The following is a 14311-nucleotide window of genomic DNA, read 5'->3' as shown; positions in this document are numbered from 1 at the left end:
AACAGGAGAATTCACCCACTGACTATTATACTGGTAGCGGAGTAATAATGATCTCACTAATATATGAAGTTTGTTGAAGACACAGGTGTCATAATAGGACATCTGTGTTTTTTTATATCCGAGAAATGGCCCCATAGACCTAGTAATTAACACAATACTTCCTAAATACCTACAATTTTAGGATTGAAATTCCGTGAGAATATGATAAAATTTAAGAAAATTACAAACGTTAAAAGGGGTTTACAGCATGAAGTTATATTTGTCAGTGGACATGGAGGGGATATCAGGCCTTCCCGATTATACATATGTAGATTATAGAGAGCATAATTATGAGCGCGGTCGTAAGATAATGACGGATGAAACGAATTACGTCATTGAGGCGGCGTACAACTTTGGCTGCGAAGAGATTCTCGTAAATGACAGCCATTCGAAAATGAATAATATTTTAATAGACCAATTGCATCCTGATGCCCATTTAATTACAGGAGAAGTGAAACCGCTTTCGATGATGCAGGGCCTTGACGACTCATTTGCAGGTGTATTTTTTGTCGGATATCACGCACGTGCCGGAAGTTTTGGTGTAATGTCCCATGCCATGATCCATGCGGTCCGAAATTTTTATCTGAATGACAAGCCAATTGGTGAGCTTGGTTTCAACGCATATGTAGCAGGACATTTCGGCGTGCCTGTTCTGATGGTTGCTGGCGATGACCAGGCGGCACTGGAAGCGGAAAATCTTATACCCAACATAACCACCGCTGCGGTAAAAGAATCTATTTCCCGTTCCTCCGTAAAAAGCCTGACACCTAAAAAGGCCGGAGAGCTGTTGACGGAAAAAGTTACACAAGCGCTTGAAAACAGGCATAATGTGAAACCGCTAATTCCACCGGAAAATCCTGTATTGGAAATTGAATTCAACAACCACGGACAAGCTGAGTGGGCAAACCTGATGCCGGGAACGGAACTTGCTCCAGGCACTACCATTGTAAGATATAAAGCAAAAAATATCGTGGAAGCGTATCAGGCTATGCTGGTTATGACCGAGCTCGCTATGCGCACTACTTTTTCATAGGAGTGTGAACAGATGCTGCGTTATATTTTAAAGCGGTTCGTCATCATGGCAATCACGTTGTGGGTGATTGTTACACTTACATTTGTCTTGATGGTTACCATTCCGGGTTCGCCGCTAAACGAGGAGCGGACCACAACGGAGGCTGTTCAGGAGAACCTGATGGACCATTATAACCTGGATGAACCGTATTACATACAGTACTTATATTATTTAAAATCAGTAGTTACATTTGATTTCGGACCGTCAATCAAGCAGCCGACCGATACGGTTAACGACCTACTTGCCAGAGGCTTCCCTGTTTCGATGGAACTAGGGCTGTTAACCATTCTGGTGGCAGTTATATCTGGTATTCTATTAGGCATTTTTGCGGCGCTTAGACACAATGGGGTAATTGATTACCTGGCGATGAGTATTGCTGTACTCGGCATCTCAATTCCAAACTTTGTGCTTGCAACACTTCTTATTCAAGCATTTGCGGTTTATATGGGAATCCTTCCGGCAGCTACATGGTCAAGCCCGATGCACATGATTCTGCCGATTACTGCCCTTGCTACCGGCCCGATGGCAATCATTGCTCGTCTAACGAGGTCGACAATGCTTGAGGTGCTTACCCAGGATTATATTAAAATGGCTCGCGCCAAAGGGTTGAAGCCATGGAAAATAATCCTTAAACACGCACTAAGGAATGCATTGATGCCGATCGTTACTATAATGGGTACGTTACTCGCAGGTATTTTGACTGGGTCGTTCGTTATTGAAAAGATATTCGCTATCCCGGGGATGGGTAAATATTTTATCGAAAGTATCAATCAGCGGGATTACCCGGTAATTATGGGTACAACCGTTTTTTATAGTGCATTTTTGATTTTAATGTTGTTTTTAGTCGATATTGCATACGGAATTCTCGATCCAAGAATCAAACTTCATAAAAAGGGAGGAGAATAATATGGCACTTCCAAATGAATCAAAGTCCACCTATTCTCCTACCGAGGTCCGGGATGAATGGTTTACATGGAAAGAACGGGATCCTGATGCGGCCGAGACTGTTTCAAGACCCTCGTTGTCTTACTGGCAGGACGCGTGGAAACGATTAAGGAAAAATAAGATTGCCATGGCTGGATTGATATTCCTAATCCTCCTGGCGATCATGGCAATTATCGGGCCAATGCTTACCCCATATGATGTAAGTGACCAAAACCGGCCAAACCAGTTCCAGCCACCAAGTCTCACGCACTGGTTCGGGACCGATTCACTTGGCCGCGATGTTTTCACCCGTACCTGGTTTGGCGCGCGTATTTCCCTGTTCGTCGGCCTGATGGCGGCTTTGATAGATTTTTTTATTGGGGTTATATACGGCGGTATCTCAGGCTATAAAGGCGGCCGCACTGATAACATAATGATGCGTATTATTGAAATTTTGTATGGTCTTCCATACTTGCTTGTTGTCATTCTACTCTTAGTAGTTTTGGGACCAAGCCTGACAACAATCATTATTGCACTGACGGTCACCGGATGGGTCGGAATGGCCAGGATTGTCCGGGGGCAGGTGTTACAGATTAAAAATTATGAATTTGTCCTCGCGTCCAAGTCATTTGGCACGAAGACGAAACGGATTATCCGTAAAAATCTGCTCCCGAATACAATGGGGCCGATTATCGTACAGATGACGCTTACTGTACCGAGTGCGATTTTTGCGGAAGCATTTCTAAGCTTCCTGGGCCTTGGAATCCAGTCACCATATGCAAGTTGGGGTGTGATGGCCAATGATGCACTGGGAGCCATTCTTTCCGGATACTGGTGGACATTGTTCTTCCCGGCATTCTTTATTTCATTTACGATGTTTGCATTTAATGTCTTAGGCGACGGGCTTCAGGATGCACTTGATCCGAAGCTGAGGAAGTAGGTGACACAATTGGAAAAAATTCTTGAAGTAAAAGACCTTCACGTAACATTCTCTACATATGGAGGAACCGTAAAAGCGGTACGAGGAGTGAACTTTCATTTAAATAAAGGGGAAACCCTGGCAATAGTGGGTGAGTCTGGCTGTGGTAAAAGTGTTACATCTAATGCAGTGATGCGGCTGATACCGAATCCGCCGGGGAAAATTTCGAATGGACAAATCCTGTTTAAAGGGAAGGACTTGACCCAGGTTTCGGAAAAAGCAATGCGGTCAATTCGTGGTGTCGATATCTCAATGATTTTCCAGGACCCGATGACTGCTTTGAATCCCACCTTAACGATTGGAACCCAGTTAATCGAGGGACTTAAGGAGCACCATAAAACATCAAGTAAAGATGCGAAGCAAAAAGCACTGGAAATGATGCGACTGGTGGGAATCCCGAACCCCGATGAACGGCTGAAACAGTACCCGCACCAGTTCAGCGGAGGAATGCGGCAACGGATTGTTATCGCAATCGCGCTGATTTGTGAACCGGAACTGCTTATCGCTGATGAACCAACAACCGCGCTGGATGTTACGATTCAGGCGCAGATACTAGAGTTATTTGAAAAAATCCAGGAACAGACCGGGGTATCGATTATTTTGATCACCCACGATCTGGGAGTGGTCGCCAAGATTGCCGATCGGATTGCGGTTATGTACGCAGGTAAAATTGTTGAGGTCGGCACACGGCGGGAAATATTTTATAATCCAGAGCACCCATATACACAAGGGCTGCTTAAATCCGTTCCACGGTTAGATTTAATGGGGGCTAGACTTACCCCGATTGATGGAACACCACCTGATTTATTCTCACCTCCGCAGGGATGTCCGTTTACCGCGAGATGTCCATTTGCAATGGAGGTGTGTGATAAAGTTTATCCCAATCCTACTGCCATCAGTGATTCACACAAAGTGGACTGCTGGCTGCAGGACGAGCGGGCTAAACAGCTTTTAGCAACAACAGCATCAAAATAACATAAGGGGGAAACAAGTATGAAGAAATGGTTTTTGCTGTTAATCTCCGTTTTAACCGTCATCACGCTGGCTGCATGTACAACCACAGGCGGCGGTAATGAAGGCGGAAACAGTGATGGAGGAGAAGGGTCAGAAGGGGAAGCAAGTGGAGATGAAAAAGTACTGTACATGAACAATGGGGAGGAGCCTACATCGCTTAACCCGCCAATCGGGTTTGACTCGGTTTCATGGAACGTGCTTAATAACTTGATGGAAGGTCTTACACGCCTTGGTCAAGACGACAAGCCACAGCCGGCAATGGCCGAAAAGTGGGACATGTCCGATGATGGAAAAACGTACACCTTCCATATTCGTCAGGATGCAAACTGGTCAAATGGTGACCCGGTTACCGCTGAAGATTTCAAGTATGCATGGCTGCAGCTTTTAGATCCTGAAACTGGGGCAGCACCAGCGTTCCTAGGCTACTTTATCAAAGGGGCAGAAGCATACAACTCAGGTGAAGGTTCAGCTGAGGATGTGGGACTAGAAGCTGTAGATGAAAAAACGTTCAAAGTAACACTTAACGCACCAACAGGATTCTTCCTGCATGTAATTTCCAACCCGGCATTCTTCCCGGTTAACAAGGCCGTTGCTGAAGAAAATCCTGAATGGTATACAGAGGCAGAATCCTATGTATCAAACGGACCATTCAAACTGGCATCATGGAAGCATGAATCTGAAATGGTTATGGTAAAGAACGATCAATATTGGGATAAAGATACCGTAAACCTTGATAAAGTTCACTGGGCTATGGTTAACGACCCTAACACAGAGTACCAAATGTTCAAGAGTGGAGACCTTGATGTAAGTGGTGTTCCATCTGACATGGCTGAACAGCTGATTAATAACGATAATGTTGTTATTGAAGAACAGGCTGGACTGTATTTCTATCGCTTCAACGTGACAGAAGAGCCATTCCAGAACGCTAATATCCGTAAAGCATTTGCACTGGCAATCAATCAGCAGGATATCGTTGAGTACGTAACAAAGAATGGTGAAGAAGCTGCAAAAGGCTTTGTATCACCTGGATTTGTCGGACCGAACGGTAAAGACTTCCGTGAAGTAAACGGTGACTTGGTATCATTCGATCCTGAAAAAGCTAAAGAGCTCCTTGAAAAAGGTATGGAAGAAGAAGGATATGATGAACTGCCACCAATTACACTTTCTTATAACACAAGTGAGTCACATAAGGCCATCGCTGAAACAATGGCTGAAATGTACAAAGAAAACCTTGGTGTGGATGTAACCCTTGAGAACACCGAATGGAACGTATTTCTTGAAGATCAGAAAGGCCTGAAACACCAGCTTTCACGTAGTTCATTCATATTTGACTACGCAGATCCAGTTAACTTCCTGGAAAGCTTCATCACAGGATCAACAATGAACCGTACAGGCTGGTCAAATGAAGAGTTTGACAAACTGATTGAACAAGCTAAACAGGAAACAAACGAAGAAAAACGCTGGGAGCTGATGTACGAGGCTGAAAAGCTTCTTGCAGAGGAAATGCCGATTTTCCCTATTCATTATTATAACCAGGTGAATATGTACAAAGAAAATGTTACTGGCATTGTCCGCCACCCAGTTGGATACCTTGAGCTGAAATGGGCAGATAAGAAGTAAACTGTGACAAAGGGGAGTAGATAGGCTGGACTCGAGCATGAGAGGCTCAAACTCGAGCGAGGAAGGCTCAAACTCGAGCGAAGGAGGCTCAAGCTCGAGCGAAGGAGGTTCATACTCGAGCGAGGAAGGTTCAAACTCGAGCGGGAATTCCTCAACTCTAGGGAGAGAATCCCTCAATCTGGGGAGAGGAACGCTCTATCCGGGGCGAGGCATCCTCAATCTGAGGAGACCGACCCACAATCCGAGGAGACCACCTAATAACAATCTAGCTATCCCCCTCCTGCCATCACACAACTTGTTAAGAAGGAATGGCCGTCATGGCCGCTCCTTCTTTCCACTTTTTATCATTATACATATGGAAAGAGGTATAACAATGATTCTTCCACATCATCTGAAGATTGGCGATACGATTGGTATTATTGCATCAGCAAGCCCGCCTGATATGAAAAAACTTCACAAAGCTATCCTGTTTTTTAAACAGATGGGGCTGAGAGTGAAGCTGGGAAAACATATAGAGAAGGTACATGGTTATCTTGCAGGAACCGATGCGGAGCGATTGGCAGATTTTCACGATATGGTTGCCGACCCTACTATAAATGCTATATTTTTCGCACGGGGCGGTTATGGTACCGGCAGAATAGCCAACGACATTGATTATGACCTGATTAAACAGAACCCTAAAATTATCTGGGGATACAGCGACATTACCTATTTACATACTGCAATCCGGCAGGCTACAGGCCTTGTAACATTCCATGGTCCAATGCCGGCATCCGATGTCGCCGATCAAGAATTTGATACATTAACAGCGAGTATGTTTCAGCAATTATTCCAACCCACAAAGCTAACCTACACAGAAGAAGTTGCCCCATTAAATGTCCTCGTACCAGGGGAAACAGCAGGCAGCCTTGTAGGGGGAAACCTGTCCCTGATAGCAAGTACTCTTGGTACACCATTTGAAATTGATACGAAAGCCAAAATACTGCTTCTTGAAGATGTCGGAGAGGTTCCGTACAGTGTCGACTCCATGCTGAACCAGTTGAAGATGGCCGGGAAATTCGATGCCGCGGCAGGAGTTGTGGTAGGTGACTTTGCAGAAGCAGAACCAAAAAAAGATAAACCTTCACTAACATTGGAGCAGGTTTTCCAGGATTACCTTGGCCAATTGAATTGTCCGGTGATGAGCGGATTCAAAATTGGGCACTGCTTTCCACATTTTGCAGTACCGCTTGGCGTCAATGCGGTTCTGTCGACATCGGATAAAACACTCACCATTGATCCTGGGGTGAAGTAGGAACAGAGGAGCTAAACAATGAAAATACAAAATATCGAAACATTCCATGCAGCCATACCATTACATACACCATTTAAAACCGCTCTGCGAACTGTCACCGTCGCTGAAACGATTGTTGTGAAAATAACCTGTGACAACGGGGTGACTGGTTGGGGAGAAGCGCCACCGACACACGTAATTACGGGCGACAGTCTTGCCAGTATCCGTTATGCGGTTTCCGAAATTTTTAAACCATTACTGCTTGAGAAGTCCTTATTTAACCACGAGCAGATTGTTGAAAAGATAAACAAGAGTCTTGTCGGCAATACAAGTGCAAAGGCAGCTGTCGACATGGCTATATATGATTGTATGGCGAAGCACGCTAACCTGCCGCTCGCACAGTATCTTGGTGGCTATACGGAACAGATTGAGACTGACTACACAGTCAGCGTTAACAGTCCCGAGGAAATGGCCGATGATGCGCAGAAGTATGCGAATGACGGATTTTCGGTACTGAAAGTAAAAGTTGGTAAAGATGAAATTAATCAGGATATCCGCCGTATTGAGGCAATTCGCAAACGTATCGGTTCCAAAGCAACGATTCGTCTTGATGCAAATCAGGGCTGGCAAGCAAAAGAAGCGGTGCGAGCGATTCGAAAGATGGAGGACCTTGGCCTCGATATCGAACTGATTGAACAGCCGGTTAAGGCATATGACTTTGAAGGACTTCAATACGTAACTGCAAATACGGAAACGCCGATCATGGCTGATGAAAGTGTCTTTTCTTCAAGGGATGCAAGACGCATACTCGAAATGCGAGCGGCCGACCTGATTAACATTAAGCTGATGAAGGCAGGGGGCATTCACGAGGCCCTGAAAATTGCCAAGCTTGCCCATATTTATGGAGTCAACTGTATGGTCGGCAGCATGATTGAGACGAAAATCGGCATTACAGCAGCGGCCCACTTCGCAGCAAGTCAGCCAAACGTGAACCGATACGACTTTGACGCCCCGTTAATGCTTGCAGATGATCTGATTGACGGTGGAGTTACTTATAAGCAGAACGCAATCGACCTGGGTGCCGAACCAGGATTAGGGATAGAAAGAATAAATGAACAATTTATCGCAGAATGGCCGGTGGGCTACTAAAAAGGGGGAAAAGAAGTGACTAATCAAACGTTTGAACAATTCCCGAATGAGCTTTGGGTGACCGCTGTTCAAGTCGCAACCGTATGGACCGAGCCGGCGTCAGCCCGTGAAATTGATGAACCCGGGTTATCCAACCCGACGAATATGGATAAATGGATTGATAGCCTGACCTATGAATTAAATGTCGCGTTATGCGATGAGAACAGGGTTCAAACCCAATTACTGTACGGTGAACCTGTAATTATTACTGAAAAAAAGGATGATTGGGCGCATGTTGTCATTCCTTCCCAGCCATCCGAAAAGGATGAACGCGGGTATCCAGGATGGGTGCCGCTAAATCAATTAAAGAAAGTCAATAAACAAGACTGGGCGCAGGAATACTTTGCTGCAGTAACAGACGATAAAGCATCGCTTCTTACGGATTCAGGTGAGAAGGTTATCAAAGTAAGCTACATGACGGTCCTGCCGGTAGCGAGCCAAAACGATGATAAGCTGGAATTGGTGACGCCGGATGGTCCGCTCTATCTACCTGCTTCTGCAGCAACTGTTTTTTTAGCAAAAGGCGGGCTTCCAAAACGCGATGGCAGCCAGCTTGTTAAAGACGGCGAACAGTATGTCGGTCTGGATTATTTCTGGGGAGGAATGAGTTCGTTTGGGTATGACTGTTCCGGATTCGCCTATAACATCCACAAAGCGAATGGCTACAAAATCCCGCGGGATGCCGGCGATCAGTCACGGTCAGGGGAGAAGGTGCCGTATGATAAGCTTCAGCCAGGTGATCTTCTGTTTTTTGCATACGAAGAAGGAAAGGGCAAGCTTCACCATGTCGGATTCTATTACGGGGATGGCCGAATGATTCACTCTCCGCAGACCGGAAAAGGCATCGAGATTATTGAACTTGAAGGAACCAAATATGAAAAAGAGCTTTGTGCTGCCATCAGATACTGGCAGAAAGCAGAGGAGAAATAACAATGAGTGAAAAAATACTAGAGGTCAACGACTTACGAAAATATTTTAATATGGGAAGAAACACATCCTTAAAAGCTGTTAACGATGTAACGTTCCATGTCAATAAAGGGGAAACATTCGGGCTTGTTGGTGAATCCGGATGTGGTAAATCAACTATCGGCCGGACGATTATGGGACTCTACGAAAAGACAGCAGGCGATGTTATTTTCAATGGGGAAAACGTACACGATATGGACGGGAAAGACCGTTTCAAGTTTTACCGGAAAATGCAGATGATTTTTCAGGACCCGTATGCATCGCTGAATCCACGCTCCACGGTGAAAGAGGTTATTTCCGAGCCGATGGAAGTTCATGGACTTTATAAAAATAAAAAGGAGCAACTCGATCGTGTGTACCAGCTTCTTGAGGAAGTTGGGTTGAACCGTGACCATGCGAACCGTTATCCCCACGAATTCAGTGGCGGACAGCGGCAGCGGATCGGCATTGCCCGTGCTTTAGCGCTTGATCCTGATTTTATTATCGCCGATGAACCAATATCCGCGCTGGATGTTTCCGTGCAGGCGCAGGTTGTAAATCTATTAAAAGAACTGCAGGAGGAAAAAGGGCTGACATTCCTGTTCATCGCCCATGACCTTTCCATGGTAAAACAAATTTCTGACCGAATTGGCGTTATGTACCTCGGTAACATGGTGGAGCTTACTTCGAGTGCCTCGCTTTATGAGAAGCCGTTGCACCCGTATACCCAGGCACTCCTTTCCGCGATCCCGATTCCGGATCCGGATATCGAGGACAACCGGGAGCGGATCATACTTGAAGGTGAGTTGCCAAGCCCAATTAACCCGCCGAGCGGCTGTGTATTCCGCACACGTTGTCCGATGGCGATGGAAGTTTGCGCCACGAAGAAACCAAAATGGCTCGAGCAGGAAAAGGATCATTATGTTGCCTGTCATCTCTATGACGACACATTGAATGACCGGGAACGTGAGTCGGTAAGCAATAAAGACAGTAACGTGAAAGTACAAGCATAACCAAAAGATAACGTCTGTGCATTGTAAAAAAATGCACAGGCTTTTTTTAGTTATAGAGGTTCTATTGTTTTCTCTAACTGTATAAATTTAATAGTAGGAATGCTAGAAAAGAAAATTTCGAAAAGGCAGGGAGGCAGTGAATGAAAAAGAATAAGAACATTACGGAATTGCTCAAGAAAAAGAAGAAACAGCAGCGCAAACATAATACACTTCAGCAGCTTCAGAAAAAGAGAAAAAAGCACCCTTTCCCCACCAAGTCATCTGCACCCTGGAAAGTACCGGGCATCCTATTTTTTTCAACCTTAATCATCATTATTCTAGTTATTCCAACGCTGGTTGTTGTTCCATATGTAAATGAAGGACAGGAGCAGGATGTTACCGTCGAAAAAGAGGCAACGAAAACGGCAATTAAACTTGGCGAATCTCCGTTTTCCGTAGCGGTCATGCGGGCGGGCTCAGACGAGGTAGAGAATGTTCCGCTTGAGACGTATGTATCGCGTGTAGTGGCCTCTGAAATGCCGGCAGAATTTGAGTTGCAAGCATTAAAAGCGCAGGCGCTCGCTGCACGGACGTACATTGTCGACCATGTTCTTCATAATGGTAAGGCCGCGGATTCTGAGGTGACCGATACAGTGAATGATCAGGTTTATCATAATGAGAAAGAGCTCAGAAAGCTGTGGGGCAGTGATTATAATTGGAAAATGAACAAAATCAAGAAAGCAGTCGCCGAAACACAAGGTGAGATTCTCACATATAAAGGAGAACCAATCACGCCGGCATTCTTTTCAACAAGTAACGGGTACACAGAAAACTCGGAGGATTACTGGAAAAATAAAGTTCCCTATTTGCGGAGTGTAAAGAGTCCTTGGGATGAAAATTCGCCCAAATACCTTGATCAGAAAATCTTCAAAGTCAGCGAGGTTGCAAATTTGCTTGGCGTTGACCTTCCGGAAAATAAAACCCTTTCCTTTGAAATATCACGCACAGAAGGGAACCGTGTCGCCCAGCTGGGAGTAGCCGGCGAAACATTTACCGGGCGTCAGGTTCGTGAGACGCTGAAACTGCGGTCGAGTGATTTTACGATTGAACAGAAAAATGACCACCTGATTTTCCAAACAAAAGGATACGGTCATGGAATCGGAATGAGTCAGTATGGTGCAAATGGAATGGCGGAAGAGGGAAAGACTTATAAGGAAATCGTGACATATTATTATCAAGGGGTAGAAGTAAGTACCGTCAATGAGACTGCCCCAACACTTGTGGCAAAATAATTTGAAGAGCCCTGGCGCATGGACACATGTGACAGGGCTTCTTTTATGCTTAATCCTACTGCCAGATTTCTTTTCCCAACCGCTTCTAAACGCTTACTTTACCCTCAATCATTCAAAAAATGCGTTTTTACGTGAATTTTTTTTCAATAAATGTATATAAATCACTTTTTCTGCTCAGAATGGTTGTTGAGGTGATGACATATGAAAGAGGAAAACAATGGTACTCCAAAAAATAAGTGGAGTCGAATTTTCCGCAAGAAGTGGTTTTTTCCAGCGGTTTACTTGACGATTGCAGCGGTTCTGCTTTCTGTAGTGGTTTGGTATCAGAACCTGGATAACCAAATGCAGGAGTCACAGCAACAACAGGATGCAGAAAATTATACACCACAGGAACATACACAGGATGCGCAATCTGTTTTGAACCAGCAGGAAGTTATTCAGATGCCTGTCGCAAATCCGGATCAAGCAGAAATTGTAACTAAATTCTACGATTACGACGCAGAACAAAAAGCTCAAGAGCAGGCTTTGGTAGTTTATAATAACCGATTCTACCAAAGTACAGGTATCGACATTGCAGCCGCTGACGGTAAGTCATTTGATGTAATGGCATCTCTAAGTGGAACCGTGGCTGAAGTAAAAGAAGATCCGCTGCTTGGCAATGTGGTAACACTGTCACATGAAAATGAGGTAGTTACACATTATGCAAGTCTGGATGAAGTAAACGTACAGGCTGGAGATGAAGTTGCACAGGGTGATGTTCTAGGTACTGCAGGACAGAGTGTTTTCGGACAGGAAAGTGGCGTTCACGTTCATTTCGAAATCAGAAAAGACAATAAGGCAGTAAACCCGGAAGAGTTCTTTAATCAGCCACTGAGCAATCTGATCGATTCAGAGACTGATGAAGAAAAAGCTGGTACTGATGACAGTTCAGCAACTGAAGATGCGGAAGGCGAAGATGCAGCATCCGAAGAAACTACTGAAGAACAGAAATCAGACGCAAGTAAAGAAGAAGGAAATAGCGACCCTTCAGACGATACAGAAAGTGATGAATCTGCTGATGAGCAGGAAGATCCTGCTGCAGACGAGGGTAACTCATCTGACGATACAACAGATTCAACCACAAACGAATAATAAGTTTTACCACTAAACCCCAGTAAACAACTGGGGTTACTTTTTTGTTTCCAGAATAACATGTTTTAAAAAAATTGTCGAACGATTTATGCCCAAATTGTCTGAGAATATGATAAAATAGCAAATATCAGAGAAACTTGTAGAGGGTGAAGTAATGGAAAACGATCTTTCGCTGACTGTGCAATATGAAGGTAATAAAGCGGTGAAAGGAGGACGAGTTGCTAATGGGCTTCTCAAAGCAAGACTTAATGCCCGAGACAAATATATTACTAGCAGGTAATAACCAGTTCACACTGGAGCAGGTTATGCTGATATTAAGGCAGGACCACGACGATCAGACTGCAGAGAAGCTGATGCGGCAATTCTGCCTGCATTCAACCTCAAAAGAAATCAGCAAAAAAGGCATGGAATTCCTTTACATGAACGGACATTACGAAGACCTTAAACAGCTTATCGCAAAGAATATGCTATCTGAAAATCCTTCTAACAGGGATTGGGCACGGGTTTACCAACTGACAATGGACCGGAAAGACAAACGCTATCCGCCGAGGGAAATCTTGCGGCAGGCTGAAAGAATGAAAACGGATGAAATGGAACTGAAACTGTTAATCGAGTTTTTGAAGATATCCGCCTACTATGACTTGAATGAATATAGAGAAATTGGAAACTTCCTTGACAAGCATCAATATTTATTCGAAATGATAGAAGACAGATTTCTTTTATCATTTTTTAATATGCGTTTATACCAGTATTTGTTTATCTATTTCTGGCTCGGTAATGAACTTATCATAGCCAGAAAGTATGCCTTCCGTCAGCTGAACGGAACAAGGAATCCGGCTACAATGGCGAGCATTCATGTAAAACTTGGGTTGACCTATATATTTGATTCCTATTTTCAGTCCATGCACCATACAAAGGAAGCACTGAAAATAGCTAAAAAACATAACCTTCCTAAAATGATAAAAATAATAGAAGAAAATAATATTCCCTTCATAGCTGCACATTTCAAAGAAGTAGACGGCATCTCCACCCCAGACCTCAGTGAGCAGGCACACATAGAAATAGCAAAAGGTAATCTCAAAAAGGCAGATGAGATTCTAAGTAACATAACGATAGACAGCCCATTTGGAATTTACTATCTGGGCATGGCCAGACAGGATAAGAACATTCTCCTGCAGGCTTATAACAACTTTGTGGAAAAACGGAGTGACTATTTCTTCAGCAGACTTCCATTGAAAGCACTTAAGGAAATGGGTGGAACTCCAACCATGAAGGCTTAAAGCATTTCTTTCTTTGTAAAAAATAGGGTTCCCTGGAATCAATGTTCAAAGGAGGCAATAAATTGAAAAAAGTATTTGCAGTTGTTACTGTTTTATCAATAGCATTCTTTGGCTGTTTAACTTCTTTTGAGCTCCCATCTGAACCTCTTATGCTCGTTGACCCAGGTTTGGGCGATGTAGACGCACCCATGAAAGATTACGTTTAAAAAAGTGTACAAGTAGTGGAAAAGTGAGTTTGACCGGGAAACCCTATTTTTTAATATTCAACATGTGCATCAGTGCATCAGGATAACATGAAAGTCTGGATATTTGCCTACCACCTTTGGCAGAAATCCAGGCTTTTTTGGTGCTTCAATCACTCCTAACCGTCAATCCGCTTCTAAAATTCATTCTCCGGATTCAAAATTTGCCCGTACAGTAAATCTCCGTTCTAAAAATACTTCTTGTCCTCTTTTCTGAAAGATGCAATTTTAATCATAATCATTGCCCAGCCGTAATAAAATGTTACAAACCAAGCATTCAGAAACGTCTGAGGTGAGAGCTTGTGTAGCTTCCCATCTAC

At 44.1% G+C, this 14311-nt stretch carries 13 protein-coding genes; all 13 read left to right on the top strand.

The annotated features are described in order from the left end of the window. The first annotated feature begins 247 nt into the window (after positions 1–247). Complete coding sequence (locus tag ACFO3D_RS07570; protein WP_390294404.1) at positions 248–1072, top strand: M55 family metallopeptidase; 825 nt, start codon at positions 248–250, stop codon at positions 1070–1072. Positions 1073–1084: 12 nt separating this feature from the next. Then, positions 1085–2017 (top strand): ABC transporter permease, encoded by a 933-nt coding sequence (locus ACFO3D_RS07565; protein ID WP_390294402.1) that lies wholly within the window; start codon positions 1085–1087, stop codon positions 2015–2017. A gap of 1 nt (position 2018) precedes the next feature. Further along, positions 2019–2975: an ABC transporter permease gene (locus ACFO3D_RS07560; protein WP_390294400.1), complete on the top strand. Its 957-nt coding sequence runs from the start codon at positions 2019–2021 to the stop codon at positions 2973–2975. A 9-nt stretch (positions 2976–2984) separates the two neighbouring features. Continuing rightward, positions 2985–3989, top strand: coding sequence for an ABC transporter ATP-binding protein (locus tag ACFO3D_RS07555; RefSeq protein ID WP_390294398.1), 1005 nt, complete (start codon positions 2985–2987; stop codon positions 3987–3989). 18 nt (positions 3990–4007) lie between these two features. Beyond that, a complete protein-coding gene (locus ACFO3D_RS07550; protein ID WP_390294396.1) occupies positions 4008–5648 on the top strand; it encodes a peptide ABC transporter substrate-binding protein in 1641 nt (546 codons plus the stop codon). 373 nt (positions 5649–6021) lie between these two features. After that, complete coding sequence (locus tag ACFO3D_RS07545; protein ID WP_390294394.1) at positions 6022–6942, top strand: S66 peptidase family protein; 921 nt, start codon at positions 6022–6024, stop codon at positions 6940–6942. A gap of 18 nt (positions 6943–6960) precedes the next feature. Beyond that, complete coding sequence (locus ACFO3D_RS07540) at positions 6961–8070, top strand: mandelate racemase/muconate lactonizing enzyme family protein (RefSeq protein ID WP_390294392.1); 1110 nt, start codon at positions 6961–6963, stop codon at positions 8068–8070. Positions 8071–8085: 15 nt separating this feature from the next. Beyond that, positions 8086–9039 carry a C40 family peptidase gene (locus ACFO3D_RS07535; protein ID WP_390294390.1) on the top strand — a complete coding sequence of 318 codons (954 nt, stop codon included), beginning with the start codon at positions 8086–8088 and terminating at the stop codon, positions 9037–9039. Between the two features lie 2 nt (positions 9040–9041). After that, positions 9042–10067 carry an ABC transporter ATP-binding protein gene (locus tag ACFO3D_RS07530; protein WP_390294388.1) on the top strand — a complete coding sequence of 342 codons (1026 nt, stop codon included), beginning with the start codon at positions 9042–9044 and terminating at the stop codon, positions 10065–10067. 140 nt (positions 10068–10207) lie between these two features. After that, positions 10208–11338, top strand: a complete 1131-nt coding sequence (gene spoIID / locus ACFO3D_RS07525; protein WP_390294386.1) for a stage II sporulation protein D — start codon at positions 10208–10210, stop codon at positions 11336–11338. A gap of 201 nt (positions 11339–11539) precedes the next feature. After that, entirely contained in the window at positions 11540–12469 is a 930-nt protein-coding gene (locus ACFO3D_RS07520; protein WP_390294384.1) for a peptidoglycan DD-metalloendopeptidase family protein, read from the top strand. 224 nt (positions 12470–12693) lie between these two features. Then, positions 12694–13749, top strand: a complete 1056-nt coding sequence (locus tag ACFO3D_RS07515) for an AimR family lysis-lysogeny pheromone receptor (RefSeq protein ID WP_390294382.1) — start codon at positions 12694–12696, stop codon at positions 13747–13749. Between the two features lie 62 nt (positions 13750–13811). Continuing rightward, complete coding sequence (locus ACFO3D_RS07510) at positions 13812–13955, top strand: hypothetical protein (RefSeq protein WP_390294380.1); 144 nt, start codon at positions 13812–13814, stop codon at positions 13953–13955. Positions 13956–14311: the final 356 nt, after the last annotated feature.

It is taken from the genome of Virgibacillus kekensis (assembly GCF_042654125.1).
In the GTDB taxonomy this organism is placed as follows: domain Bacteria; phylum Bacillota; class Bacilli; order Bacillales; family Amphibacillaceae; genus Lentibacillus; species Lentibacillus kekensis.
This window is presented reverse-complemented; position numbering and strand designations above follow the sequence as displayed.